This is a genomic window from Tenacibaculum sp. FZY0031 (assembly GCF_036350695.1).
Classification (GTDB): Bacteria; Bacteroidota; Bacteroidia; order Flavobacteriales; family Flavobacteriaceae; genus Polaribacter.
In genome coordinates this window covers 42,867-69,469 of record NZ_JAZDVY010000012.1, presented here as the reverse complement: position 1 = coordinate 69,469, position 26,603 = coordinate 42,867, and the positions used below count along the sequence as shown (strand labels likewise).

Below are 26,603 nucleotides of genomic sequence, written 5' to 3'. Positions count from 1 at the left end.
TAATTATATAAAAGCCTCCGAAAGCTATTCATATAGCTTTATAAATTATTTTTTTTATCTTTATAAGAAACCTTCTATTATGAATAACTCACTAAAAACAGTTGCTTTAATTTCAGGAATAGTAATTTTAGCGTATGGAGTGTACACTCTTTTTAAACCAGAAACTCAAATTTCTATTGGCGATGTAGATCTAGTAGAAGCTCAAGATAATACCAACTCATACATTACCATTGCTGTTGGAGTTGTTGTTATCGCCTTAAGTTCATTGATGGGTAAAAAATAAAATTACTTTTTTCAATTTATAAACCGCCTTTCACAGGTGGTTTTTTCTTATCTAAAATTTTATGTAATGAATCAAAATTAGCTACGTCAAAAGTACCGTAAACTAATTTATTTACTTAAAATTTAAAAAATGCGAAAAACAATTATCCTCTCTTTTACCTGTTTACTACTTTTCGTTAGTATACAGTCACAAGCACAAACAGATGTATACAATGCTCTTTTAAAAACCTATGTGAGTCCGGAAGGCGATGTAGATTATAAAGGCTTGAGAAAAAATCGCGCTTTGTTAGATATATATATCAAACATTTAGAAAACACCATCCCTAGTGATAAATGGTCTTCAAACAAAGCCAAAGCCTTTTGGATAAACGCTTACAATACATATACTATTAAGTTAATATTAGATAGCTATCCTTTAAAGAAAATTACCGATATAAAACGCAAAGGTAGAAATGCATGGAAAATTCCGTTTGCAACTGTTGGAAAAAAAATGTACTCTTTAGATTATATTGAGCATAAAATACTTAGAAGATGGTATGACGATCCAAGAATTCATGTTGCTTTGAATGCTGCTTCTAAATCGGGGCCAAGATTTGTAAACTTTGCATTTACAAAAGATAACATAGAAAAAGAATTGGAAAATTTAATGAAAGATTTTATCAATGACCCTACAAAAAACAACATAACATTAACGAGTGTTAAAGTTTCAAAAATATTTCAATGGTATCAAGAAGATTTTACTTCTCGCAATACTTTGATAGATTATGTAAACAAGTACTCAAACATTAAAGCCAATGACAATGCTGAAGTTATGTATTTAGAGTACGATTGGAGTTTGAATGGTAAGTAACGACTTTCTTTGTGCAGTATTGTATGAGTAACGGGAACACAATGAGTTTTTCCGTTACTTGTTTTACTTATTACACATGTTGATCTATTAAAATTGTATTTCCATCAGGATCAAAGAAAACAATACTTGCCGGGCCTTCAGTATCTTTATCTGCCTCTCTTTTTAACTTAATATGATTCTCTTTTAACTCTTTTTGAATAGCTCTAACATCGTCAAAATCATCTAATATGTTAGCCTCTTCATCCCAGCCTGGATTAAATGTGAGCATATTATTTTCAAACATTCCTTGAAACAAGCCAATTAACGAGTTTCCGTTTTTCATAATCAAATAATTCTTCTCCAGTGCACCTGCAAAAACAGTAAACCCAAGCATTTCGTAAAAGTCTTTGGATTTATCAATATCCTTTACAGCTAAGCTAATTGAAAAAGCCCCTAATTTCATCATCTTATATTTTTAATTTCTGTCTTCAAACGGTATAATGATTCCTTTTTCTACGTAATTTTTAAGTCCATTTAATAGCAACGCCCAACAATAAGAAGAATGCTTAAAGTGATTGCTTTGTTCGGTCCACCCTTTATGAAAAAAATGTACCCATGTGATTCCATCATCCTTTTCAAACAAATCAAAACCAAAAGTGGTTGGATTCCAATCTTCATCCGACTTTGTCATTTTTATATAAAAAGAGGTGTTTTTTTCGCACTTAATTACTTCTCCATACCAATTGTATGGTTCTCCAAAGAAAAAATTGTACTCTGCACCCAACTTGGGAACACCACTACATTTTAGCGGCCACCAGTGTACCAAATCATCCGGATTAGTTATCGCCTTATAAACTTTGTTAGATAACTCATTTATAGGAAAGTTATGGTAAACGGTAAATCCTTCTTCAGTAACTTTCATAATACCCTAATTTTATAGTTATTAAAGTTACTAAAAAAACAAACAAAAACCCTATACAAAATGTACAGGGCTTAATTTTTATAATAAATTCAATACACTAAAACTTTCCATTTGTATGAGCCATTTGTTCTGGAACTTCCTGTATAACATCCCAATGTTCAACAATTTTGTCATTTTTTAATCTAAATAAGTCGTAAAAGGCTTGCCTTTTTCCATGCCAGGATCCTTCACTCACGGTAAGAACAAAATTACCTTCCCCAAACACCTTATGTAGTTTTTGATATTGAAACATATTATTTTGAGAAACCAAATAACTAATTGCCTCATTTAACCCCTCTAAACCATCTTTTATCATCGGGTTGTGTTGAAAATACTCGGCTGTACTAACATAATCCGTAACCTTCTCTGGAGCTTTCCCAAATAAAATATCATTGACAAAATTCGTTACAATCTTCTTATTTGAATTGGTCTTCTCCAAATCAGTAATCTCTGTAACCCCATCTACTTGTGAACGACCACTAGCCGTTATATCAACTTTTGGAGTAAGGTTATCCCAATGTTCAGCAACTTTACCATCTTCCATTCTCCACACATCAAAAGCTACAACTTCTTTTGCTCCAAAAGCATCTGCATTATGATACGAATTGTGAAAAATAACATACTCTCCATCTTGTAACAACCTATGATTGGTATATCTTGTATTCGCTTCTTTTAAAACAGGGAGAAACCCTAATACTGGTTCAATACCAGTAGGCACCTGTGGGTTGTGTTGAATATAATTGGCTGCGAAGTATGTTTTTACTCCCTCTTCATTGTAATCTGTAAAAAAAGCATCTTGTGCTTTTTGTGCTATAGTTTTTAAATTTTCCATGTTAGTATCTGTTTTAATTTGACCTTGTAGTGTTGAAATACAACTTAATAATGTTGTAAAACCAACTGCTGTAACTATCCTTTTTTTCATTTTTAATTAGCTTTTAACAATGATGATACAAAATTATGATAGATGGAAAGCAGTAAATAGGTCAATCAAAAGAATAAAATGGTAAATATCAAACCTTTATACTTTATTATACTCTTTTTTAAAACTATTTGGGGTAAATCCCGCACGTTTCTTAAAGTATTTTACAAAATTAGTGGGTTCTTCAAACCCCATTAAATAAGCCAACTCTGTACTTTTAATGGTAGAATTAATGAGATTTCTCTTGGCTTCTAAAATTACAAACTCATCAATATACTGCTTGGCCGTCTTAGCAATCACTTCTTTAACAACAATATTCAAGTGCTTATACGTTACCCCTAGCTCTTGTGCATAAAAAGCTGCGTTTTTATTCCTTCTAAAAGTCTTTTTTAACTTTTCCTGAAACTTTAAAAAAAGCCGTAATTTTTCAGAATCTTTAATATCGTCTGTTTCATTTTTTTTAATTTCCTCAACCTTAGAAAAAATGATATTAAATAAAGAATCAACGATGTATTTTTTATTAAAACTTTCAGTAGGTTTATAAAACTCTTCAAAAATCAATTTCACATAGGCTGGTAAATTGGCTATTTGAGCTACGTGAACTTTTGGAGAAAAAAGTAGCGGAGTTAATAAACGAATAGCGGTATCTTTTGGAATTTTTGCTATTTGTTCTTTTAAATAATCTTCAGTAAAAAGTATCAAATAACCTTGCAAACCCTCATTAAATTTAAATGCATTTACCTGTCCTTTTGATACGTAAACTACGGTATTCTTTTGCACTTTGTGCCATACAAAATCTACCAATTGCTCTGATGTTCCTTCAGTATAAAAAACTAATTGATAAAACTCTAATTGATGTGCTTTTTCAGGAGAATGCGTAAAGCTCTCTTTCTCTTCTTTAATTTTTTCTAACCTGATTATTTCAATACCTAAAATTTCTGGTGATTTGGATTTAAATAATATATTAGGAATTTCTCTTTTCATACCTAAAACACATAAACGATATACTTCTTAAAAATAAGAATTCTTATACAAAAAATCCCGCACAAAAGTGCAGGATTTATATACTTATAAGTCGAAATTTTCGACTACATTTCTAAGGCTTTCTTAGGATTGTTATCCATTAATAATTCTACTGGGTTTTCTAAAGCTTCTTTTACAGCTACTAAGAAACCAACAGACTCTTTACCATCGATAATTCTATGGTCATAAGATAATGCTACATACATAATAGGCTGAATTACTACCTCGCCATTTACTGCCATTGGACGATTTACAATGTTGTGCATCCCTAAAATTCCACTTTGTGGAGGGTTGATAATTGGTGTAGATAACATAGAACCAAATACACCACCGTTAGTGATTGTAAATGTACCTCCTGTCATTTCATCCACTGTAATTTGCCCATCACGAGCACGTAATGCTAAACGTTTTACTTCACTTTCAACACCTCTAAATGTTAAGTTTTCAGCATTTCTAATTACTGGTACCATTAATCCTTTAGGACCCGATACTGCAATAGAAATATCTTGGAAATCGTGACTTACTTTATAATCTCCATCAATCATAGAGTTTACATCTGGATACATTTCTAAAGCTCTTACTACAGCTAACGTAAAGAATGACATGAACCCTAAACCTACCCCGTGTTTTGCTTTAAACTCTTCTTTATACTCGTTACGTAAGTCGAAAATAGGCTGCATGTTTACTTCGTTAAACGTTGTTAACATTGCTGTTTCATTCTTTACAGAAACTAAACGTTGTGCCACTTTACGACGTAACATAGATAATTTTTTACGCTCTGTACCACGAGATCCCATCCCTGGAGTTCCCATTGAAGGCACTGCTTTTACAGCATCTTCCTTTGTTACACGACCGTCTTTACCTGTTCCTTTAACATCAGCTGCACTCATTCCTTTTTCAGCTAATACTTTTTTAGCTGCTGGAGACGCTGTACCTGTTGCATATGTTTCTTTTGCTGGCTCAGCTTTAGGTGCTTCTTTTTTCTCTTCAGCTTTTGGTGCTGCTGCTTTTGGTGCTTCAGCTCCTGCTGGTTTTGCAGCATCCATATCAATATGACAAACTACTGCTCCTACCGCTACTGCATCACCCTCTTCAGCTTTTAAAGTGATTATTCCGCTTTCTTCCGCAGGTAATTCTAACGTTGCTTTGTCAGAATCTACTTCGGCAATTGGTTGATCTTTCTCAACGTAATCACCATCTTCAACTAACCAAGTTGCGATTTCTACTTCTGTAATTGATTCCCCCGGAGAAGGAACTTTCATTTCTAAAACCATCAGTTCTAAATTTTATATATCTGAATTATTTTATTTCTTTTATTTGGGCGTTTCCCTATCGGGTCGGGCTTTTTGCGCTACACGGTAGCTTGCTTCAATCCCTAACGCATTTATTTTTTAATCAAAAACCTTATCTATAATAGCTTGATGACGTCTTTTAAAACGTGCACTTGAACCTGCTGCTGGTGCCGAACGATACTCTTCCGAAGCACATTCTAACCTAGCTAATTCAAAACGTTCTAACATATACCCCCAAGCTCCCATATTTTTAGGTTCTTCTTGTGCCCAAACATAACGTTCTACATTTGGATACTTGTCCATTACTTCTTTGATTTTATCATTATGTAATGGGAACAATTGCTCTATACGAACTAAAGCTACGTCTTCTCTTCCTAATTTTTCACGCTCAGCTAATAAGTCATAATAGAATTTACCTGTACAGAACACCATTTTCTTAGCCTTTGACGTATCAATCGTATCGTCAATTACTTCTTGGAAAGTTCCATTGGCTAAATCTTCAATAGGATTTACAGCTTTTGGTAAACGCAATAAACTTTTGGGTGTAAACACAATTAACGGCTTTCTAAAATCACGCTTCATCTGACGACGCAAAATGTGATACATATTTGCTGGTGTCGAACAGTTTGCTATTGTCCAGTTATCAGTTGATGATGATTGTAAGAAACGTTCAATTCTACCTGACGAGTGTTCTGGTCCTTGACCTTCATACCCATGAGGTAATAACATTACCAATCCGTTTTGTAACTTCCATTTATCTTCTGCCGAAGAAATATACTGATCGAACATAATTTGTGCTCCGTTGGCAAAATCACCAAACTGAGCTTCCCAAATAGTTAAAGTGTTTGGAGCTGCCATGGCATATCCATAGTCAAAACCTAACACCCCGTATTCTGATAAGTGCGAATTATAAATAGTCATTTCTCCTTTATTCTTAGGGTTCGTGTTTAATAAATTAACACGCTCTAAGGTTTCTTCATCACGCATAATTGCATGACGGTGAGAAAATGTTCCTCTTTCTACGTCCTCTCCTGAAATACGTACATCATATCCTTCCTCTAATAAGGTACCATATGCTAAGTTCTCAGCCGTACCCCAGTCTAATAAATTATCTTCAAAAACCATTTTTTCACGACCTTTTAAGATACGTTCTGCCTTACGAACAAATTTATGTCCTTCTGGCGTTTTTGAAATAACTCTTGCAATTCCTTTTAAGTCTTCTACCGAATAAGTAGTATCTACAGGTTGTAACATTTCTTGCAATTGCTTGCGTACAAACCCTTCCCACACATCAGGCATGAACTCTTGAATTTTAGACGTTTCTTTCTTTTTAGACTCTGTAAATTCAGCTTCTAAATGCGCCTTAAATTCATCTGTGATTTTTTGTAAGTAGTCTGCTGTTATGCTTCCTTCTTCAATTAATTTATTAGCATAAATTTCTCTTGCATTTTTATGCTTAGAAATTGCTTTATATAGTTTTGGTTGGGTAAAACGAGGCTCATCTCCTTCATTATGACCGTACTTACGATATCCTAATAAATCAATAAAAATATCTTTGTTGAATTTCATACGATATTCAACTGCCATTTCCATTGCGTGACATACTGCTTCTGCATCGTCTGCATTTACATGTAGTACTGGAGATAACGTTACTTTTGCCACATCAGTACAATACGTACTCGAACGTGCATCTAAGTAATTGGTTGTAAACCCTACTTGGTTATTTACCACAACGTGGATAGTACCTCCTGTTTTGTATCCATTTAATTGTGCCATTTGCACAACTTCATATACAATTCCTTGTGCTGCCACTGCGGCATCACCATGGACTAAAATTGGAAGTACTTTATTTTCGTTTCCTTTGTAGTCTTTCTCTATTTTAGCTCTAACAATTCCTTCTGCAACTGCATCAACGGTTTCTAAGTGAGATGGATTGGGAACTAAATTCATCTTCATCTTTTGCCCACCTTGATACGCTTTGCTTAACGTTAAACCTAAGTGATATTTTACATCTCCATCTATATCCTGATCTTCAAAATCTTTCCCTTCAAACTCACTAAACAAATCGCGAATTGGCTTTTTGAAAATATTCACTAAGGTATTTAAACGACCGCGGTGCGCCATTCCTAGTACACATTCTTCCACTCCATATACTTCAGCTGCATCTCTAAGCGCTACACTTACCCCTGGAATTAAGGTTTCCCCTCCTTCAACAGAGAATCGCTTCTGACCTACATACTTCGTTTGTAAAAAGCTTTCGAAAGTTGACGCCTGATTCAGTTTCGCAAGAATATACTTCTTAGACTCTACATTGTAACTAGGGTGGTTTGCATTTTTATTCAACCGCTCGTTCCACCATTTTAACTCTTCAGGATTTCGTACATACATATACTCCACTCCGATACTTTCGCAGAAAACAGACTTTAAGTAGTTTATAATTTCTGCTAAACTTTTAGGTCCTATTCCTAAAATTTCTCCTGCATTAAAAACAGTGGATAAATCTGATTGATTTAGTCCAAAATTTTCAATATCTAATGTTGGGGTATACGTTCTTCTATTTCGTACTGGGTTTGTTTTGGTAAACAAATGACCACGGGTACGGTAACCATTGATTAAATCGATTACTAAAAACTCTTTACGTACTTCTTCAGGGACTTCTACCGAGACTTCTTCATCTGTTAATGAATACTTCTCGTTAGCCAAATCATATCCTTGAAAAAAACTTCTCCAACTTGGTTCTATCGCATCAGGATTTTTTTGATATTGTTCATACAAATCACCTATAAAACCTGCATGTGCTGCGTTTAAGAACGAAAACTTGTCCATATATTTTGTTATACTTTTCTATCAATAAGAATAATGGTGACAAAAGTACAACTTTTACGAAAAATACCATTCCTTTTTAGTCTAATTTTAAACTCTTTAACGAGTATCGTCTTTTTGTTAAATTTCAGTTAAAAGCCTATTTTATTCAAAAAATAAAATACTGAAATTCAGAAACAAAAAAAAATACACTTACTTTTTATTAAAAATAATTTGCAGATATAAAAAAACCCCTTAAATTTGCACTCGCATTTTAAGACAAGCATGTTTTAAATTCCTCCTTAGCTCAGTTGGTTAGAGCATCTGACTGTTAATCAGAGGGTCCTTGGTTCGAGCCCAAGAGGGGGAGCAAAGGCAAGGTAGAAGCCGATAATTTCTACAACACATATATATTGTTCTATACGAACATTCCTCCTTAGCTCAGTTGGTTAGAGCATCTGACTGTTAATCAGAGGGTCCTTGGTTCGAGCCCAAGAGGGGGAGCAGAAATAAAAAAGCCAATCTATAAATAGATTGGCTTTTTATTTTAACTAAACTTAAACTTCACGCAGCTGCCTTGTCTACTTAAAAAATAAATTTGACCGCTGTGTTCTTACATATTTAAAAATTAAAGAAACAATAGTTTTTAATATTATTGAGCACTCCAACCTCCATCTAAAGCAAATGAAGTTCCTGTGATAGTTGAAGAACTCTCTTTCGCTAACAACAAAGCCATATCTGTAATTGTTTCCAACGGAACAAATTCTTTTACCGCCTGTTTTTTTAGCATTACTTTTTCTACAACTTCTTCTTCCGACATATTATGCGCTTTAGCTTGATCGTTTATTTGACCTGCTACCAAGGGTGTTTTTACATACCCTGGACAAATTGCATTGCAGGTTATGTTATAAGGCGCACCTTCTAATGCCAAGACCTTAGTCATACCTATTACACCATGTTTTGAAGCCACATAGGCTGTTTTAAATTCTGACGCTCTTAAACCGTGAACTGACGAAACATTGATGATCCTACCAAATTTCTGAGTTTTCATAAAATTCCATGCTTTTTTGGAAGCATAGAAAGCTGCATTCATATTAATAGCAATAATATTTTCATATTTATTATTCGGAAAGTCTTCAATTGAAGCAACGTACTGTATTCCTGCATTGTTAACTAGTACATGCAATGCTCCAAACACTTTTATTGTTTGCTCAATCAATCCCTCAACCTCATCAGCAATCAGTAAATTTGCATTTGAAAAAGAAACTTTTACACTATACTTCTTCCCAATTTCCTTAGCTATTATAGCGCCATCAGTTTCCAAACCATGAAACATAATATGATAGCCCATCTTAGCAAAACCTTCTGCAATACCTAAACCGATACCACTGGTACTCCCAGTTATTAACGCTACTTTATTCATGATTTAAAAATTTTTCAAGTACTTTATTAAATACTTCTGGCTGATCTATAACTGCTCCATGTCTGGAGTTTTCAATTACCGATACTACTGCATTCGGCATTCTTTTTACATATTCTTCTTTAAAAGACACTGGCGTATAATCCATATCAGATGCCACAACCAAGGTTCTTGTTTTAATTTCTTGTAACTTCTCACCTAAACCCCAATCCATCAAGGTGACAAATGAATTATAATACGCTTCATAATTATTTTTTTTACATCTAGCCTCAAATTCACTTCTCATTTCAATCTGAGTATCTTCAGGAAACATATTATAAGCGATTTCTTTTGCCAAAGGTATCAACCCTTTCGTTTTTAAAAATGCGGTTCTTGAACTCAACAGATCTTCCCCTATTTTTCCCATGTTATTAAAATCTGGACCACTATTTACAATCACCAAATTGTTTATGATTTCTGGATAGTCAGAAGTTAATTGAAAGGCTACTGCTCCTCCCATAGAAAAACCTATAACTGTGGCTTTTTCTATTGTTAAAACACCTAACAGTTGCTTAACATCTTCCGTCATAAATTCAACTCCGTAGTTATCTTTAGAGGGAACAGAAGTTTTTCCATGCCCTCTAAGATCTACTACCACAACACGGTATTTTTCTGAAAAGAAAGGAATTTGCGCATCCCAATCTGCTTTAGTCGACCCTAATCCATGAAGAAACAGAAGGACTTCTCCCTTCCCGTACTCTTCATAATCAAGCTCTATATTGTTTACTGTTACTTTCGGCATACTTTATAAGCTTAACAGATTTGGTTTTTATTTTTTCTTAAATGCGTTAAAGTTGTATTTAAGCTCGAATGAGACTAGTCTTCTTACTTCTGGAGAGGCCACAAACTCTCTGATGCTAGCATTGAAAAGGTTCGTTACATTTACCCCAACAGACACATTGTTGTTCAAGTTATACCCTAGGTTAGCATCGACAGTAAATCCACCTAAAGGACCATAATTCCATGTTCTACCTACCCGTGCATTTTCAACAATTTCATTGATTCCATCTCCATCTAAATCTTGTGTTTTAGCAGCAACATTGATTCCTGAAAAGAAGTCGTAATCTTCTACCCAACGTCCGAAAAGGGCTCCATAAAACTTTTCCCCTCCATAGTGCAACCCTAAACTCAATTTATTTTCTGGTGTATTGATAGGCAATTCACTTTCCAACACAACTCCGTCTAAATTACCATCGTTACTCATGTCGTTTTTATCTAAACTACGTCCGAAATACGAATAGTTTAATGATGTTCGAATTGCATCTGTAAAATAGTAGTTCAATCCAAGATCAAATCCGTAGGTATCTACATTTCCAAAATTGCTATAGGTTAATAAAAGTGGAGATGCGCTAGCTCCTGCCGAAACCTCATCAATAGGTTGATTTCCCATATGAGTTACATAATTACCATTAGCTGCATCAACTATGTTACGCAAAGGACTTATGAAGTTTTCCGACATATTATAATAGGCACTTGCATCGATATAAAACTTATTGGTAAGCTTCCCTTTATAACCAAATTCAAAAGAGTTGATGGTTTCTACCTCTAACTTATCAATCTTAGTTCCATCCGTTAACGTAAACCCTTCTCCGTTCCCTAACACTAATCCTCCAAATAAATTTCCTTGTAGGTTTAATATTGATGGTACTGCCATACCTCTACCATACGTTAATCTAAACGTACCTTCACCCATGGTTTTGGTAATTGCCGCTTTTGGCAAGAAGTTAGTACCGTATAAATCGTGATTATCTGCTCTAATCCCCGCTAAAAAGTTCCATCCCGATTCTAATTTATATTCAAACTGACCATACACTCCTTTTTGAGCAATATCAATTGATCCCTCTTGATCCAACAAATAAGTACCTTTAGAATCTGCCATATCTAATTGGTATTGCGCTCCTGCTGTTACATAAAACTCCCCCCAATTATTGTTGTACTGCGCCTCTGCATTGAATCTTTCAGATGCATCTTTAAAAAGTGCTCCTCTTGGAACTGCTATACCATAAGCAGGAATCCACTGTTCATATAATGCACGACTCCAAGCCTCTTCTTCTGAAAAACCATTTTCAATAAATGATACATAATTTTGTGTACGCTGATTAATTGCATAGGTCTCATCTGTTTTACTCCATGTATAATACGCATTTGCAAAAAAGTTCTTAGATACATATTTTAATTGAGCGATATCTAAAGTCCAATCTTTAATTTGGTTACGACCAGCATTGGTAACCGCTAAATTGGTATTATTACTATGCCCGTAATATGCTGTAATTTCTGAACTACTAGTAGGCTTGTAATATAATGAAGCTCCGTACTTCAGTGCATTAAAATTACGGTCTAAGTTTTTCTCTCTGTACGCTTTTGCTCCTACATATACGCTATCTACATACTCAAATTCTGTTCCTTGCGTACTTTCTAAGTGAATTTTGTATGCAAACTTATCGCTTAACACTTGCGCATGACGCAACCTCCCAGTGACTACATTTTGACTCCCTGCTCCGATTGCAATTGTCGTTCCTTCTGAAGTCCTTGGATTTTTAGTTATTGTACTTACCAAACCGTTATGAGCATTTGGTCCATACAGTGTTCCATTAGGGCCTAATAATATTTCTACTCGTTCAACATCGTCTTTCGTAACTGTTGAAAACGACCCATAAGGCAACCCTGTAGCGATTAACATAGAAACTCTATCGTCGGTCATTTGTAAGTTTTTTGAATTGAATGCCGAATTAAATCCTCTAATATTAATACCCGTTCCTAATACTCCGCTACGTACAAAATCAACTCCTTTTTGTCTTGCGGCTAATTCACCTATGTTAAAACTTGGAAAATCTTGAATATCTTTAGCATTAATTACATTAACCGTTGCGGGCACTTCTGTAATTTTTTGCGGTTTTTTATTTGCTGTTAAAATAACCTCGTCTAAAACACTACTTGCTTCTTTTAAAGAAATGTTTAGTTGTGTGTTTTTTCCTTTTTGAACAGCTACTGTTTTAGTTATACTTTCAAATCCTACAAATGAGATAAGTACATTATAAGATCCTTCTTCAATATTTTCAATTGCAAATTTCCCTTCAAAATCGGTATCAATCCCCTTGTCTATACTTTTAATATACACTGTGGCTCCTGGCAAAGGCACTCCATTGGTATCTGTAACTATTCCTGTAACACCTCCTGTACCTTGAGCACTCATTGTTAAAGAACTAATTAAGACTAAAAAGAAAAATAGTTTTTTCATAATTTTAGATTGTTATTAAGTTTGTTTCTCTCGCAATCTATTGGGAAATAGAAAATAAACTATTTAAAAAACAAAAACTATAAAGTGTGACTTTGAATAACTTTTATTTTTTAACTATAAAAACCACACAAAAAATTCAGCTACAAAAGGGGAGTTACTGTATATGAGACTTTAATTGTAAAAAAGCTTCTGGAAGGTTGTCTGACAGCTTATTTATTACTTTAAACATGAGTTGCTTCTGGTTTATTGTAGGTTGGATATTTCCTAAAGGCTGTTTTATTTCTTCTAGTAAACGAGTCGAATTAATTTTCCCTTCCATATATCTTGACAGTGAAATACTCCAAGATATATTCGGAACATAATTGTTCTTTTTTTGGCGTTCTTTTTCTTTTTCTATCAAGTTAAATTTAGAAGCTAGTTTCAACACTTCATCATATTTTTCTTCTGTGACTAACACGTTAATATATGATGTAAAAAAATGATGCCAACGATGTTTCAACACTTCTTTTTTATGTTTTCTTAAAAAGGCTTTTGCTGTTGCTTCGGCTATTTTATGTTTATGAAGTTCTGAAAGCACCCGAACTTTATAGGAACAATACCCTATTTTTTGATGATAATTATGAATTTCTTTATAGAGCCCCTCATACTTTTCAAGTAAATAATATGCTTCTTCAGGTTTGTTATTTCGCAACAAAATAGCTACTAAATTATTCAAATACATTAAGGTATCATTGTTGTTCTGTCTAATAGAAAGGTGCCCATAGAACTCTGCCTCTTCAAACTCGTTTTGTTTTGAATGCAACAAAACTCGACTCGCATAATAGTTAGAAAGTAGACGCCTTGAATACATTTTTCCTTGACTGAAATACACATCTATTTGATTGAAAAGCAATTTTAACTTATCATTCTCATTATAATTTGTGTACATAAATGCCAACAATACAAATGCTTGATAGCGATTTTTACCATCGATTGATTCATCTTTAAACACATGTAGCAACCAATCTTCTAGATGTTTTGTTTCATTATTATTTAACGTATACTGATTGGTAATTTCTGTGGTTGCTTCATACAACTTTTCGTGTATTTCTTTTGCTGCTATATAATTAGCTTCATAGTCCTTAATAAAGTTAGCCACAATTTCGTGATCTTTATAACGCATCCGCACTAATAAATACGACTTGTACTCTTTGGCAAGAGTATAAAGACTCTGAAAATTATGCTTGATGGATTTGTAAGTGATGATATACTGAAGAAATTCTTTTTCCTCTTGTGAAGTGATGGCATCGGTTAAAATTTTCTTTTTTAACGACATTAACCAATCTATAGTAACATCAACATCTATATTGCTAAGTTTTTTTTGAGTCCAGTTTTTTACATATGAATACTTTCGTTTATCTATAAAAGTATCAAACTCTGTAAAACCATTTTTTGACAATGCATTTTTTATAATAAGATTGCTTATTACACATTTTTCTTCTCCTTTAAATGAATACACTGTTTGAAGATATTTTGCTTCATTTGGCAAAATAGTTTTACTAAACTCTCTGAATTTTTTAAGTTTTGTTTTCATTAATCACTTTCTACAAATTCTTGTATGAGCAAGTTAACTTTTTTAAACTTTTCAAATTGCGCAAAATGTCCACAGTTTTCTATATATTTTACAGTAGCATTTTTAATTTTATCTTTCGCTACATTTCCCACATCTTGAATCGTTAATGTAGGATGTAAATACCTGTTTGGAATTAACTTGTCTTTATTTCCCAAAACAACTAAAGTTTTTGGAGATATTTTTTCTAAATCGTCATACACGGGATCGTCTAACATTCCAAATACACTTTTTACAATCGCATTACAGTGTGCATCAAAATCGGATGCTTGTTTAATTCGAATACGATCTTCAATCATTTTTGAAACCTCTGTTGGTTGTTCAAAAAAGTTGAGTGCATAATTTTTTGCAATTTGGTCGTTTGAGGTGTTCTTTACTACTTCTGCTGTGTATACACTTTTAAGAACATTTCCTTGATCTTTTGTGAATCTTTCCAACCCTGCTGGGGCTATTAACACTAATTTTTGCACCACTTCTGGATGCTGTAATGCTAGCCTCATACTCGCTTGTCCTCCCATAGAATGCCCAACTAAAACCACATTTTTTAATCTTTTCTTTTTGATAAATTTAGATACAATATCAGCAAAAAACGTAGGCGTATAGGCTACTTCTGGTTTTGAAGATTTACCATGACCAGGCAAATCGACGGCAACACAAGTATAATTCTCTTTTAAAGCTTTTATATTTTTAGACCAAGCATCTGCATTACTACTTAAACCATGTAAAAAAAGTAAGGTCTTAGCTCCTTTTCCTTCTTTAATATATGCAATTTCTATAGTATCAATTTGTATACATCTCGTTTTAAATTCATAACCTGAAAGTAGTTCTTTCATTGCTTTTTTTGTGCTTTGTGCTAACGCAATGGTGTTTATTAATGTAAAAATCAACACCAAACTTACCTGTTTCATCTTTTATGTATTAATCGAATTAAAATAGCGTAACAAATCTTTTCTCGATACTTTGCCTACACTTGTTAAAGGTATTTCATCTAAAAAGAATATATATTTTGGATGCTTGTATGACACCAATGTTTCCTTTAATTCTACTCTTATAGCTTCAATCGTAATTTCTTTATTTTCAAGTGTTATGAAAGCCACCCCTATTTCTCCCCATTTTTCATCTTTCATGCTTAACACTACCGCTTTTTTAATTCCTGTTAGTGTTTCTAAATGTGCCTCTATTTCTTGCGGATAAATATTTTCTCCTCCAGAGATATACATCTCATTTTTTCTCCCTTTCATATACAAATAACCATCTTTATCCATATACACAAAATCACCTGTAAACAACCACCCTTTCTTAATAGCATTATTGGTTTTTACAGAGTTATTCCAATACCCAGGAGTTACAATATTGCCCCTTATACATAGTTCACCTACTTCATTGAACTTTACCTCCTCTCCTTCTTTATTTACTATTTTGGTTTCTAAATAAAAATTAGGTTTGCCTATTGAGTTAGGTTTTAACGCTGCCATTTTATGATGAAGTGATGTTATACTAGGGCCTGCTTCTGTTAAACCATATCCTGGACGTATGTATATGTTTTTTTCTTTCTTCCAATACGACACCAATTCAGGTGGGACTTTTTCTCCACCAGAAATAATGTAACGCAGTTCTTGAAGACCGATCTTTTTAAAAACAGGTGTTTTTTGCATCATTAACAACATTGTTGGAAGCGCCATAAACAACGTTGTTTCATTTAACTCTAGCAAGCACAACACCTTTTCCGCATCAAACTTTTCTAGCATCCCAATATGGGCTCCTTTGTGCAATAATGGAGTAACAAAAACATTCCATCCTGATGTATGATAAGGCGGTAAAGTATTTAATGTAGAATCTCTAAATGTTATCCCTAATTGCATAGAGGTATTTAAACTGTTCCAAAACAACATTTTGTTTGTGTACAACACTCCTTTAGGATTTCCTGTAGTACCTGAGGTATAGAAAATAAACAATGGATTTTCTTCCTTAATAGTATAGTCTCTCCTTACAACTTCAACCGTTTTATTTTTATAGAAATATTTTACATCATTCATTAACAGCACAGAAGAACTCACCAATTCCAACCCTTCAAATTTCTCTATAAAACCCTCACTATAAACAACTAATTTGGGTGTACAATCGTCTATTAGTTTTTGTAATTCATTTACAGAAAAGCGGTAATTTAAAGGCACCAAAATACCCCCCATTCTTTGACAAGCTACAAAAAGAACGATATACTCTAAACCGTGTTCTGCTAAAACAGCAACTCTATCTCCTTCTTCTACCCCTATCTTAATGAACTTAGCTACCAATCTATCCGCATAGGTATCTAAATCCTTATACGTATAGTTTTCATGAGTATCATAAGAAGTAAGCGCTACTTTATTGGGCGTATAATCTGCCCACTTAGCTATCCAGTTTAACGTGCTCATTTGTTTTTTTAGCGTCTAATTTATAAAATATATATCCCACTACAAGTGATGCAACTATACCAAAAGCCGCAGAAACTCCCGGGTTATTCACAGGCTCCTGCATATAAGGCGTAAGCCTACCGTAATAAATACCAAAATGCACTACTATAGCAGTAATGCTTGCTAAGAAAACTGACCTTACAGATACATTTCTTAAAAAAGTTCCAAATAAAACTGGCACAAATGCAGCTGCAAAGTAAGCATATACTCCATTTTGCGCGAAGATTGCCACACTTACATCTGGATTTTTAATTTGTTCCCAGCTCAACAAAAAGCTCACAATTGCTAAAATGACAATCACTATTTTATTTATTGCTATGGTATTTTCGCCAATCTTATCTTTAAAAACAGGTTCCAATATATCGGAAGTAATTGTGATTGACAATGACTGTATTAAACTTTCCAACGTAGAAAGTCCTGCTGAAATAAGTCCCACAACTATAATTAAACCTACCCCAACAGAAAACTTAGCTACTACATACGTTGGTATGATTTCATCCATTTTTAGTGCTCTTCCATCAACTGTTAAATCTGGAAAACTAATTCGCGCATACAACCCTACAATAACAACCAAAAAGAACACAACCATAAAAACGATTCCACTAAATAAGTAGTTATTTATTTTTTTGGCATCTTTTAACAGCAGTGATTTGGTAATAATATGTGGTTGACAAACAATAGCCACTCCGATAATTATCTGGGTGACAATGATTTCAAAATAATCTCTAAATAAAAAGCTTGACGGATTTGTAGGCTTCGTTAAATTAGGATCAATACTTGATAATTTATCCATAAAACCACCAAATCCTCCTTTAAAAAACTCAAAACCAGACCCCAATAAAATCAATGCAACTACAAACATTATGATAGCTTGAATAGTATTGGTATATACCATCGAGTTTGCCCCACCAAACATCATATATCCAAAAACAAATGCAACGATTCCCATCAATACATAAAAAGGATTTACATTTAATGCTTTAGAAACAACCTGTGTGAGCCCTACATTAATTAACACAATAAATGTAATGAGTAACAACGCGATGATTCCGAAGAAAAAAGCATAGTTTTTACTTTCGTAACGCTTACCTATCCACTGTGCCATTGTAGTAGCCTTTACAGCACTACCATGTTTAGCAAACCCTTTTGTAAAAACAACTAAAGAAATAAACGCAGCAATTGGTAAAACCACAGCAAAAGAAATTACCCCCGAAATACCATAAAGTGAAATAAACCCTGGATTAATAATAAAAGTTGCAGCACTTGTCATAGATGCAGCTAATGATAAGCCCACCACCCAAGCAGGAAATCCTATATTTCCAACAGCGTAATCTTTTATAGTTGTATTCTTTCGTGCACCACGCACTACGAAATATAAAATCACAGCAGCATATACTGCTAACAAAACATACATGTAAGTTACTAACTTTTCTGATGCTATCATAAATTATAAGATCTGTTAAAAAACAAATAAAAAAACTTTAGGACATTAAAGTTGATAAATTTAACCTTATTTAAGTGAGACTTTATTAAAAAAATAGATCATTTATATTATTTTCTTTTAAAAATAAGAATAATTAAAAGTGAGACTTTGTTAAATTAATGCGTTTACACTTATGTTAAGATTTCTAACCAAAGAATCACAATATTAAAAGCACTTCTTTATTTTTACGTTATGAAATTTCCTAAAAAACTATACCAAAAAATCATACAACGAGAGGCACAGAATTCTTTGAGGAAGCTTGGCAAAAAAAAATCACCTATTGATTTTTCTTCCAATGATTATTTAGGGTTTGCAAAATCTGAAATTTTATTTGATAAGACACATCAGTTCTTAGTCGATAATAATAGTAAGATTAATGGAGCTACAGGGTCTCGGTTACTTTCTGGAAATCACAAACTATATACAGTAGTTGAAAAACAGTTAGCTAAACTTCATAATTCAGAAACTTCTTTGATTTTTAATTCTGGTTATGATGCTAATATTGGTTTTTTTGCTTCGGTACCTCAACGTGGTGATATTGTTTTATATGATGAACTCATTCATGCATCCATAAGAGATGGAATTCAATTATCCAATGCAAAATCTTTTAAGTTCAAACATAATGACACAAAAGATTTAGAAGAAAAAATACTTCGGTTTACTCAGAATAACGATTCAGAAATTTATGTGATTACTGAATCTGTTTTTTCTATGGACGGAGATTCTCCCGACTTGATAGCAATGTCACAAATAATCCAAAAACATGCGAATGTACATTTTGTTATAGATGAAGCGCATGCTTTAGGTGTATTTGATTTTGGGTTGATTCAAAAACTACAATTAGAGAATAATATTTTTGCACGAATTATCACTTTCGGAAAAGGTTTAGGATGTCATGGAGCAGCTATTTTAGGAAGTGAACAATTACAACAATATCTTGTAAATTTTGCCCGTAGCTTTATTTATACTACTGGCTTGTCTCCTCATGCTTTAGCTACCATAAAGATTGCTTACGAAGAATTAGCTTTTAGTAACTCTCTAGAGAAACTACAAGAAAATATTCAGCATTTCATTTCTGAATCAAACAGATTACAGTTAAATTTTATTGAGAGTACTTCTGCGATTCATTGTTGTATTATCTCTGGCAACGAACATGTAAAAAGTATGGCTTTACAATTACAGCAACAGGGTTTTGAAGTGAAGCCTATTTTATCTCCTACCGTTCCTACAAACCAAGAACGTTTGCGTTTTTGTTTACACGCATATAATTCTAAAGAAGAAATTACAAATGTTTTAGAGAACCTTGCTACTTTTGTTTAAAAAATACAATGCGAGATAATTATACCATTTTAGCTGTGTTTGAATACTCTACTGAAGCACAAGTTGTAAAGGCTAAATTAGATTCAGAAGATATCAGAACCATGTTGATGGATGAAAAAACAATTGATTCTGACCCATTGATTAGTCAAGCCATTGGTGGAGTAAAATTACTGGTACACAACAATGATTTAGAAAAAGCTGCTACTATTTATAATGAAATAAGAGAATATACAAAGGATGAAAACGGAAATAACATTCATTGCCCAAAATGTAATTCCTCAAAAATACTAGTTGCCGATTTACAACGTAAAAATATCTTTTTTATGCTCTTTCCTTTTTTTGAAAGTAAAAAATTCATCTGCAACGATTGTAAAACAATTTTTAAATGAAAAAATATTTTATTACAGGAATCTCTACAGAAGTAGGAAAAACCGTTGCTGCTGCTATTGTCACAGAAGCTTTACAAGCAGATTATTGGAAACCTATTCAGTCAGGTGACTTAGAATATTCTGATACTCATAAGGTAAAAAAACTAATTTCTAACTCAACCACTGTTTTTCACCCAAACTCGTATGCACTACAAACACCAATGAGTCCGCATGCATCCGCAGAAATTGACGGAGTGACTATTGAAATTGACAGCATTAAAGAGCCTTCGACTAAAAATCACATAGTTATTGAAGGAGCTGGTGGATTACTGGTTCCTTTAAACGATAAAAACACCTTGTTAGACGTTATTCAACCTGATTATAAAGTTATTGTAGTTTCTCGTCATTATTTGGGAAGCATCAATCACACCTTATTAACAGTTAACTTATTAAAAGAAAAAGGGTTTGAAGTTTCGTTAATTTTTTCAGGAAACGAACATAAAACAACAGAGGACATTATTAAAAAAATGACAGGTGCGTCTGTAATTGGACGTATTGAAGAAGAGCCTTATTTCGATAAAAATGTAATTAAGGAGTACGCTGAATTATTTAAAAGCAATCTATAAATGAAAGCCATTACCGCAAAACATCTTTGGTCTTTTCCGTTACTTTTTGGTTTTTTCGGAGGGATTATAGGGCTGGTTTTGCGCTATGCTTTTACAGGAAGCATTGCTAATTTTCCGTTTAAGTTTGTCTTACACTCCCATTCTCACATTATGTTATTGGGTTTTGTTTTCAATGCTTTAATAACACTGCTTTTTACACGGTTTACGAATGGAATTGATAAAACTTCTTATCGATTATATCTTGCTTTACAAGTTTGTATTGCCATTTTGTTAGTAGGGTTTATTATACAAGGGTATGCATTGGTTACCATTATATTCTCTACCTTACACTTGTGGATTAGTTATTGGTTAGTGATTAGACTGTGGAAACGATTAGTTGGTGGAAAATCAGACCTAACATTAATAAAAGCAGGAATTATCTTTCATTTTATTTCTTCCATTGGCCCCTATGCACTAGGGCCATTAATGGCAATGAAAATGCAAGCTTCTCCTTGGTATCAACAAGCTATTTTTTTCTACTTACACTTTCAATATTTCGGCTCCTTTTTTCTTTGGATGCTTGCTATATTTTTCCAAAAAACAGCAGTTAGACTCTCAAAAAAACAAACCATCTTAATTATTAGTGCTCTTGTACTATTATATGCACACTCATTAAAGTATAGTTTTAATCTTCTTGCTATTCAAATTATTGGAGGTATTGGCTCTATAATCCTGATGCTATTTCTCTTAAAACTAAAAAAATCATTTTCAAAACAAAAACTCACATACCAATTATTTTTGGGGCTGCTACTATTTATCGGAATCATGAATTGCTTTGGCAGTATTCCTTGCTTTTCGAACTTAGTTATAACGAACAGGTTTATGCTCATTGCTTGGTTACATTTCCTATTTTTAGGAATGTACCTGCCTTTTATTTGGATAGAATTGGAGACAAAAATCCATCAAAGCATCTGGATAGTTTATACCTTTTTCTTACTTGCTTCAGAAGCCTTTTTAGTTTTTCCTGCATTTTTTGCTGAATTGTTTTCAACCTCAATTATGTGGCTATTGTTTATTGCCTATTTCGGAGTGGTTTTATGTATTTCTATTGTACATTTGACAGCTCTTTTTCAAAAGAACAAAACCTATGACCCTACAAGAACGCGATAAAAAACATTTGTGGCATCCACTAAAACAACATCAAACACATCCAAACAGTTTAGGAATTGTAAAAGCCAAAGGATGTCTCCTAACCGACGAACGCGGTAACGAATATATCGATGCTATTTCGTCTTGGTATACCTGTATGTTTGGGCATTGTAATGATTATATTACAAGTCGTGTATATAAACAAATGCAAACATTAGATCAAATAATGTTTAGCGATTTCACCCATGAACCTGCCATAAAATTATCGGAAGAATTGATGAATATTCTTCCTAAAAATCAAAATAGAATTTTCTTTAACGACAATGGTTCTACCGCAGTAGAAGCGGGTATTAAAATGGCTTTGCAATACTATTTTAACAAAGGAGAAAAGCGCACTACCTTTATTGCTTTTGAAGATGGTTTTCATGGTGATACGTTTGGCGCAATGTCTGTTTCTGGATTATCTGTGTATAATGGTCCTTTTGAAGATTTTTTAATGGATATTCAGCGTATTCCTGTCCCAAACGGTGAGAATAATGACTTTATAGCAGAACAACTAAAACAAATTATTTCAGAAAACCAAGTTGCTGGATTCATTTACGAACCTTTAGTTCAAGGTGCTGCTGGAATGAAAATTCACAAAGCTGAAGATCTAAACAACATCTTGGAGGTTTGCAAAAGCAATGATATTCTTACCATCGCTGATGAAGTAATGACCGGTTTCGGAAAAACTGGGAATCATTTTGCTTCTGATGAAATTGCTACCAAACCAGATATTATATGCTTAAGTAAAGCGTTGACCGCAGGATTGGTTCCGATGTCAATTACTTCATGTACTGAAGAAATTTACACGGCTTTTTTAGACAACGATATTGCCAAAGGTTTTTTCCATTGCCATACCTATTCTGCGAATCCGATAGCTTGTAGTGCTGCATTGGCAAGTATTGAGCTTTTGAAAACTCAAGAAATTCAGGACAATATTCAGTTTATTGAAAAGTCTAATAAAACTTTTGCTAAAAAAACAGAAAATCATCCAAAAGTAAACTCTACAAGATGTAAAGGGGTTATTTTAGCGATTGATTTAAACACCAATTCTGGTCGTTATGGATCGCTGCGTGACCAGCTTTTAACATCTTTTATGAATGAAGGAGTCTTCTTGCGCCCGCTAGGTAATACTATTTACATTCAACCTCCTTATGTAATTACAAAGGAACAGCTTGATAAAATTTATACAACTATAGAAAAGGTTCTAGATAGTCTCTAGAACTTTTTCCTTTTCTAATAAATTAATTTCTTCTTGAGTTTCTTTAATATGGACGTATAAATCTTCGTAAATCCATTCTCCATCTATCTTAATTCCTCTAACAATAAGAGTTCCTTCTCCTTTATCTCCTCTTATCGGAATAGAAAAATCTACATTTCCATCGTCATTGGTAAGAGAAATATTTCCTGATGGAATCCCATATTTTTCAATAGGCTGTCCCAAGTTTTCAATAACCAACTCGTTTTTAGATGCTTGTTCAATAGCATATTCAACAGGAGTAGAGCTTGTCATTATTTTCGATACTCCGAAAAATGCTGCTCCCACACCTAAAACAATTAATAAAATAAACCCTAAACAACCAGTTAATGGTATAAACCACAACCAGTTTCTTCCAAACCAACTTTTTTGATGTTGCTCACTCATAACTTCAATAATTTTATCCCAAGATAAATATTTTTATTTTCTTTAGAATACTTGATTTTACCTTTATTTTTGCTGAAATTTTATCGTGTTGAAAGAACTTATCTCCATAACATCATTTGCTTCTGTTTCTGCCTTGGGAAGTACTCCTGAAAAAATATGGAAGAACTACCTTAATAAACAGCATTTTTTAAGTTTTAAAGACTTTGAAGATTCCAAAGCATGGGTAGCACAATTACCAGATGAAGATAAACATGCTATTGAAAATGTTAGAAACTCTGACAATAAATACAAAAATTTAGATCCATCTGTTTTGTATACGCTGTTTGTTGCTAGAAAAGCAATGGAACAAACAAACTGGAAAGCTTCTGATAACTTCGGAATTAATATTGGTTCTTCTCGAGGAGCAACTTCTTTATTTGAAAAATACCACAAGGAGTTTTTGGCTACAGGTAAATCATCTACCTTAAGCTCTCCAACCACTACTTTAGGAAATATTTCTTCTTGGATTGCACATGATTTACAAAGTAACGGTCCTGAAATTTCTCATTCTATAACTTGCTCAACTGGACTGCATTCTTTATTAAACGGAGTGGCCTGGTTGCAATCGGGAATGTCAGAAAAATTTATGATTGGTGCCAGCGAAGCTTCACTAACTGATTTTACTATCGCGCAAATGCAAGCCTTAAAAGTATATTCTAAAGAAAATGATGAATATCCTTGTAAGGCTTTTGACCTAAACAAAACCAAAAACACCATGGTGTTAGGGGAAGCTGCTTCGGTATTTTGTTTAGAGAGTGGATGTAAAGAAAATGCCATCGCTTTTATTGAAGGGGTTGGATATGCAACGGAAGTATTAAAACACAATACCTCGGTGACTACCGATGCTGAATGTTTTCAAAAATCAATGAAAATGGCATTGGGCACTATTTCTCCAGATGAAATTGACGCTATTGTAATGCATGCACCTGGAACCATTAAAGGAGATCAATCAGAAATTAATGCGATTCAAAAAGTATTTTCTAACAACATACCATTTTTAACTACCAATAAATGGAAACTTGGTCATACGTTTGGCGCATCTGGCTTGTTAAGTTTAGAGTTAGCCGTATTAATGTTACAGCACCAACAACTCATTGATGTTCCTTTTGCTCAGCCTCAACAAGTACCTAAAAAGCTCACTAAAATATTAGTAAATGCTGTTGGTTTTGGAGGGAATGCGGTTTCTGTTTTAATTACATCAAAAAACACATAAAACTAATTGAAGAAGACAATTCTTCTTCCAGAGAAAAATAAGACTCATAAAATTCCGCTTTCGAAGCGGAATTTTTTATTTTTACCACCACAAACAACTCGAATTTATGACTGAAATTAGACACGATTGGACGAAAGAGGAAATTCTAGAGGTATACAATAAGCCATTAATGGAGCTTTTGTACGAGGCTTCAACTATGCATAGAAAATACCACGACCCAAACACCGTACAGGTAAGTACCTTAATTTCTATAAAAACTGGTGGATGTTCTGAAGACTGTGGATATTGTCCGCAGGCTGCACGTTATCACACCAATGTTGAAGGAAATGATTTAATGACTGTAAACCAAGTTAAGGCACAAGCTTTACGTGCCAAAGAAGGGGGATCGTCAAGAGTTTGTATGGGCGCAGCTTGGAGAAATGTAAAAGACGGACCTGAATTTGACCAAGTGTTAGAAATGGTACGTACTATTAATAAACTAGATATGGAAGTATGCTGTACCTTAGGTATGGTTACCGAAAACCAAGCAAAACGTTTAGCAGAAGCTGGTTTGTATGCTTATAATCATAATATTGATACTTCAGAAGATTATTATGACGATGTAATTTCTACACGTGCTTTTAAAGATAGAGTAGACACTATTGAAAACGTGCGTAAAACAAATGTAACTGTTTGTTCTGGAGGGATTATTGGTATGGGAGAATCATTAGAAGACAGGGCTGGAATGTTAGAAACCTTAACTCGCTTCTCTCCACACCCTGAGTCTGTACCAATCAATGCATTAGTAGCTGTAGAGGGTACTCCGTTAGAAGAGCAGCCACCTGTAAACATTTTTGAAATGGTTCGTATGGTAGCTACTGCTCGTATTGTATTACCAGACTCACAAGTACGTTTATCAGCAGGTAGAACGCAAATGAGTAGAGAAGGTCAAGCAATGTGTTTCTTTGCTGGAGCTAACTCTATTTTTGCAGGAGATAAGTTATTAACTACTCCAAATCCTGACATCAACGAGGATATGAAAATGTTTGAAGATTTAGGTTTAAACACTCAGAAACCTTTCTTTAAACATGAGCAAAGAGAGTCTGTTGAAGCTAAAGATTCTCAATACGAAGCCTTAGGTGAAAAACCAAAATGGACGAGGCCAGATCATAAGATTGAACGTAACGAACAAAAAAAGCAAGAGGCTAAAGAAGTAAGAGCCTAATTAAATAAAAATAACCGTTGAATTAATTCAACGGTTATTTTTTTATCATTTTAATAAATAGTTCCATTCCTTGTCTACCTTCTGATGAATTGTAACAAGATTCCATACTTCCTGTAAAATAGGGTGCGAAGTATCTTTCATATTCATTTTTTTTCCCTCCAAAAGGTGGATGGTCTTCATTTAGTACTGCATCAAACAGCAAACCAACTAGTTTTCCTTTATCAGTTAGTAATTCATGTGTTTTTTCAGCATACTTTGGTCTTAACTCTGGATTGATAGCGCAGAAAAAAGTTTGTTCTATGATTAATTCAAAAACATTTTCTAATTTAAAAAAATCAGCGTGAATTAAATTTTCCTTCGGGAAGCCAGGAACCCTATTTTGAATTCTTTTTAAAGGTTCTTTGGCAATATCAACTACAAAAACATTCTTAAATCCTTTATTAAATAAATACTCCGCTTCGTATGAGTTGCCTCCACCAGGTATTAAAATTCGAAGATTTTTATCTTCTAATTGATCAAAATACTCTTTTAACGGATTAGATATTTTTCCTAAATCCCATCCAGTTTTATTATGTAAGTACTTATTGTTCCAAAATGTTTCTGACAATTCTATCATTTCTTCTTACTTTCATTTTCACAAATTTAGAAATAATATCATGTTTTATGAT

General features: G+C 33.5%; 24 protein-coding genes and 2 tRNA genes. 11 read left to right on the top strand and 15 right to left on the bottom strand.

The genetic code is table 11. The features are described 5' to 3' along the window. Positions 1-79: 79 nt before the first annotated feature. Together V1T75_RS15565 and V1T75_RS15560 are read left to right on the top strand one after the other, a co-directional pair. Positions 80-283, top strand: coding sequence for a hypothetical protein (locus V1T75_RS15565; protein WP_330489419.1), 204 nt, complete (start codon positions 80-82; stop codon positions 281-283). A gap of 129 nt (positions 284-412) precedes the next feature. After that, a complete protein-coding gene (locus V1T75_RS15560; RefSeq protein WP_330489418.1) occupies positions 413-1,132 on the top strand; it encodes a DUF547 domain-containing protein in 720 nt (239 codons plus the stop codon). Positions 1,133-1,202: 70 nt separating this feature from the next. Here V1T75_RS15560 and V1T75_RS15555 read toward each other — a convergent pair whose 3' ends face one another. From V1T75_RS15555 to V1T75_RS15530, 6 genes are all read right to left on the bottom strand, one after another. Then, positions 1,203-1,574, bottom strand: a complete 372-nt coding sequence (locus tag V1T75_RS15555; protein WP_330489460.1) for a VOC family protein — start codon at positions 1,572-1,574, stop codon at positions 1,203-1,205. Positions 1,575-1,586: 12 nt separating this feature from the next. Next, positions 1,587-2,033, bottom strand: a complete 447-nt coding sequence (locus V1T75_RS15550; protein ID WP_330489417.1) for an SRPBCC family protein — start codon at positions 2,031-2,033, stop codon at positions 1,587-1,589. A gap of 97 nt (positions 2,034-2,130) precedes the next feature. Continuing rightward, the gene (locus tag V1T75_RS15545) at positions 2,131-2,994 is read right to left on the bottom strand and encodes a nuclear transport factor 2 family protein (RefSeq protein WP_330489416.1); all 864 of its coding nucleotides are present in this window, start codon (positions 2,992-2,994) and stop codon (positions 2,131-2,133) included. A 96-nt stretch (positions 2,995-3,090) separates the two neighbouring features. Then, on the bottom strand, positions 3,091-3,975 hold the full coding sequence (locus V1T75_RS15540; protein ID WP_330489415.1) for a helix-turn-helix domain-containing protein: 885 nt from the start codon (positions 3,973-3,975) through the stop codon (positions 3,091-3,093). Between the two features lie 104 nt (positions 3,976-4,079). Then, positions 4,080-5,288, bottom strand: a complete 1,209-nt coding sequence (gene odhB, locus V1T75_RS15535) for a 2-oxoglutarate dehydrogenase complex dihydrolipoyllysine-residue succinyltransferase (protein ID WP_330489414.1) — start codon at positions 5,286-5,288, stop codon at positions 4,080-4,082. Between the two features lie 117 nt (positions 5,289-5,405). Next, the gene (locus V1T75_RS15530; protein ID WP_330489413.1) at positions 5,406-8,132 is read right to left on the bottom strand and encodes a 2-oxoglutarate dehydrogenase E1 component; all 2,727 of its coding nucleotides are present in this window, start codon (positions 8,130-8,132) and stop codon (positions 5,406-5,408) included. A gap of 272 nt (positions 8,133-8,404) precedes the next feature. Between V1T75_RS15530 and V1T75_RS15525 the strand changes: the two genes are divergently transcribed. Both V1T75_RS15525 and V1T75_RS15520 read left to right on the top strand, forming a co-directional pair. After that, positions 8,405-8,478 (top strand) — tRNA-Asn (locus tag V1T75_RS15525). 60 nt (positions 8,479-8,538) lie between these two features. Further along, positions 8,539-8,612 (top strand) — tRNA-Asn (locus tag V1T75_RS15520). A 148-nt stretch (positions 8,613-8,760) separates the two neighbouring features. Here the strand turns inward: V1T75_RS15520 and V1T75_RS15515 are convergent. The 7 genes from V1T75_RS15515 to V1T75_RS15485 form a co-directional block, all read right to left on the bottom strand. Beyond that, positions 8,761-9,531, bottom strand: coding sequence for a 3-hydroxybutyrate dehydrogenase (locus V1T75_RS15515; protein ID WP_330489412.1), 771 nt, complete (start codon positions 9,529-9,531; stop codon positions 8,761-8,763). After that, on the bottom strand, positions 9,524-10,309 hold the full coding sequence (locus tag V1T75_RS15510) for an alpha/beta fold hydrolase (RefSeq protein ID WP_330489411.1): 786 nt from the start codon (positions 10,307-10,309) through the stop codon (positions 9,524-9,526). Before V1T75_RS15510 ends, V1T75_RS15515 begins: the two co-directional genes overlap by 8 nt. Positions 10,310-10,336: 27 nt before the next feature. After that, positions 10,337-12,805: a TonB-dependent receptor gene (locus V1T75_RS15505; protein ID WP_330489410.1), complete on the bottom strand. Its 2,469-nt coding sequence runs from the start codon at positions 12,803-12,805 to the stop codon at positions 10,337-10,339. A gap of 154 nt (positions 12,806-12,959) precedes the next feature. Then, a complete protein-coding gene (locus tag V1T75_RS15500) occupies positions 12,960-14,378 on the bottom strand; it encodes a hypothetical protein (protein WP_330489409.1) in 1,419 nt (472 codons plus the stop codon). Continuing rightward, the gene (locus V1T75_RS15495; protein ID WP_330489408.1) at positions 14,378-15,322 is read right to left on the bottom strand and encodes an alpha/beta fold hydrolase; all 945 of its coding nucleotides are present in this window, start codon (positions 15,320-15,322) and stop codon (positions 14,378-14,380) included. The genes V1T75_RS15500 and V1T75_RS15495 overlap by 1 nt, the downstream gene beginning before the upstream one ends. A 3-nt stretch (positions 15,323-15,325) precedes the next feature. Then, the gene (locus V1T75_RS15490) at positions 15,326-16,828 is read right to left on the bottom strand and encodes a class I adenylate-forming enzyme family protein (protein WP_330489407.1); all 1,503 of its coding nucleotides are present in this window, start codon (positions 16,826-16,828) and stop codon (positions 15,326-15,328) included. Then, positions 16,803-18,311: a sodium/pantothenate symporter gene (locus tag V1T75_RS15485; protein ID WP_330489406.1), complete on the bottom strand. Its 1,509-nt coding sequence runs from the start codon at positions 18,309-18,311 to the stop codon at positions 16,803-16,805. Before V1T75_RS15485 ends, V1T75_RS15490 begins: the two co-directional genes overlap by 26 nt. Positions 18,312-18,542: 231 nt before the next feature. On the opposite strand from V1T75_RS15485, the gene V1T75_RS15480 reads away from it, so the two are divergent. Genes V1T75_RS15480 through bioA form a run of 5 tightly spaced genes read left to right on the top strand, consistent with a single transcriptional unit; the run spans position 18,543 to position 23,056 of the window. Beyond that, positions 18,543-19,670 (top strand): aminotransferase class I/II-fold pyridoxal phosphate-dependent enzyme, encoded by a 1,128-nt coding sequence (locus V1T75_RS15480; protein ID WP_330489405.1) that lies wholly within the window; start codon positions 18,543-18,545, stop codon positions 19,668-19,670. A gap of 8 nt (positions 19,671-19,678) precedes the next feature. After that, entirely contained in the window at positions 19,679-20,059 is a 381-nt protein-coding gene (locus V1T75_RS15475) for a putative signal transducing protein (protein ID WP_330489404.1), read from the top strand. Continuing rightward, positions 20,056-20,664, top strand: a complete 609-nt coding sequence (gene bioD, locus V1T75_RS15470; RefSeq protein ID WP_330489403.1) for a dethiobiotin synthase — start codon at positions 20,056-20,058, stop codon at positions 20,662-20,664. Before V1T75_RS15475 ends, bioD begins: the two co-directional genes overlap by 4 nt. Next, positions 20,665-21,813, top strand: coding sequence for a hypothetical protein (locus V1T75_RS15465; protein WP_330489402.1), 1,149 nt, complete (start codon positions 20,665-20,667; stop codon positions 21,811-21,813). It begins immediately after the preceding gene. After that, on the top strand, positions 21,791-23,056 hold the full coding sequence (gene bioA / locus V1T75_RS15460; protein WP_330489401.1) for an adenosylmethionine--8-amino-7-oxononanoate transaminase: 1,266 nt from the start codon (positions 21,791-21,793) through the stop codon (positions 23,054-23,056). The genes V1T75_RS15465 and bioA overlap by 23 nt, the downstream gene beginning before the upstream one ends. On the opposite strand, the gene V1T75_RS15455 is transcribed toward bioA, so the two are convergent. Then, positions 23,042-23,479 carry a cytochrome c oxidase assembly factor Coa1 family protein gene (locus V1T75_RS15455; protein WP_330489400.1) on the bottom strand — a complete coding sequence of 146 codons (438 nt, stop codon included), beginning with the start codon at positions 23,477-23,479 and terminating at the stop codon, positions 23,042-23,044. The two genes, bioA and V1T75_RS15455, sit on opposite strands and share 15 nt — an antisense overlap. Positions 23,480-23,567: 88 nt before the next feature. Here V1T75_RS15455 and V1T75_RS15450 point away from each other — a divergent pair, with 88 nt between their 5' ends. Both V1T75_RS15450 and bioB read left to right on the top strand, forming a co-directional pair. Further along, a complete protein-coding gene (locus tag V1T75_RS15450) occupies positions 23,568-24,731 on the top strand; it encodes a beta-ketoacyl synthase N-terminal-like domain-containing protein (RefSeq protein WP_330489399.1) in 1,164 nt (387 codons plus the stop codon). Positions 24,732-24,837: 106 nt separating this feature from the next. After that, on the top strand, positions 24,838-25,935 hold the full coding sequence (gene bioB / locus V1T75_RS15445; RefSeq protein ID WP_330489398.1) for a biotin synthase BioB: 1,098 nt from the start codon (positions 24,838-24,840) through the stop codon (positions 25,933-25,935). Positions 25,936-25,969: 34 nt separating this feature from the next. Here the strand turns inward: bioB and V1T75_RS15440 are convergent, their stop codons facing one another. After that, positions 25,970-26,551 (bottom strand): SAM-dependent methyltransferase, encoded by a 582-nt coding sequence (locus V1T75_RS15440; protein ID WP_330489397.1) that lies wholly within the window; start codon positions 26,549-26,551, stop codon positions 25,970-25,972. Positions 26,552-26,603 lie beyond the last annotated feature (52 nt).

Bases quoted from the DNA above. Each gene is read 5' to 3' on its own strand.
- V1T75_RS15475 (WP_330489404.1), top strand. From the start codon at position 19,679: ATGCGAGATAATTATACCATTTTAGCTGTGTTTGAATACTCTACTGAA.
- V1T75_RS15465 (WP_330489402.1), top strand. From the start codon at position 20,665: ATGAAAGCCATTACCGCAAAACATCTTTGGTCTTTTCCGTTACTTTTT.
- V1T75_RS15560 (WP_330489418.1), top strand. From the start codon at position 413: ATGCGAAAAACAATTATCCTCTCTTTTACCTGTTTACTACTTTTCGTT.
- V1T75_RS15545 (WP_330489416.1), bottom strand. From the start codon at position 2,994: ATGAAAAAAAGGATAGTTACAGCAGTTGGTTTTACAACATTATTAAGT.
- V1T75_RS15495 (WP_330489408.1), bottom strand. From the start codon at position 15,322: ATGAAACAGGTAAGTTTGGTGTTGATTTTTACATTAATAAACACCATT.
- V1T75_RS15480 (WP_330489405.1), top strand. From the start codon at position 18,543: ATGAAATTTCCTAAAAAACTATACCAAAAAATCATACAACGAGAGGCA.
- odhB (WP_330489414.1), bottom strand. From the start codon at position 5,288: ATGGTTTTAGAAATGAAAGTTCCTTCTCCGGGGGAATCAATTACAGAA.
- V1T75_RS15555 (WP_330489460.1), bottom strand. From the start codon at position 1,574: ATGAAATTAGGGGCTTTTTCAATTAGCTTAGCTGTAAAGGATATTGAT.
- V1T75_RS15490 (WP_330489407.1), bottom strand. From the start codon at position 16,828: ATGAGCACGTTAAACTGGATAGCTAAGTGGGCAGATTATACGCCCAAT.
- V1T75_RS15455 (WP_330489400.1), bottom strand. From the start codon at position 23,479: ATGAGTGAGCAACATCAAAAAAGTTGGTTTGGAAGAAACTGGTTGTGG.
- V1T75_RS15510 (WP_330489411.1), bottom strand. From the start codon at position 10,309: ATGCCGAAAGTAACAGTAAACAATATAGAGCTTGATTATGAAGAGTAC.
- bioA (WP_330489401.1), top strand. From the start codon at position 21,791: ATGACCCTACAAGAACGCGATAAAAAACATTTGTGGCATCCACTAAAA.
- V1T75_RS15540 (WP_330489415.1), bottom strand. From the start codon at position 3,975: ATGAAAAGAGAAATTCCTAATATATTATTTAAATCCAAATCACCAGAA.
- V1T75_RS15500 (WP_330489409.1), bottom strand. From the start codon at position 14,378: ATGAAAACAAAACTTAAAAAATTCAGAGAGTTTAGTAAAACTATTTTG.
- V1T75_RS15515 (WP_330489412.1), bottom strand. From the start codon at position 9,531: ATGAATAAAGTAGCGTTAATAACTGGGAGTACCAGTGGTATCGGTTTA.
- V1T75_RS15440 (WP_330489397.1), bottom strand. From the start codon at position 26,551: ATGATAGAATTGTCAGAAACATTTTGGAACAATAAGTACTTACATAAT.
- V1T75_RS15565 (WP_330489419.1), top strand. From the start codon at position 80: ATGAATAACTCACTAAAAACAGTTGCTTTAATTTCAGGAATAGTAATT.
- V1T75_RS15530 (WP_330489413.1), bottom strand. From the start codon at position 8,132: ATGGACAAGTTTTCGTTCTTAAACGCAGCACATGCAGGTTTTATAGGT.
- V1T75_RS15485 (WP_330489406.1), bottom strand. From the start codon at position 18,311: ATGATAGCATCAGAAAAGTTAGTAACTTACATGTATGTTTTGTTAGCA.
- bioB (WP_330489398.1), top strand. From the start codon at position 24,838: ATGACTGAAATTAGACACGATTGGACGAAAGAGGAAATTCTAGAGGTA.
- bioD (WP_330489403.1), top strand. From the start codon at position 20,056: ATGAAAAAATATTTTATTACAGGAATCTCTACAGAAGTAGGAAAAACC.
- V1T75_RS15505 (WP_330489410.1), bottom strand. From the start codon at position 12,805: ATGAAAAAACTATTTTTCTTTTTAGTCTTAATTAGTTCTTTAACAATG.
- V1T75_RS15550 (WP_330489417.1), bottom strand. From the start codon at position 2,033: ATGAAAGTTACTGAAGAAGGATTTACCGTTTACCATAACTTTCCTATA.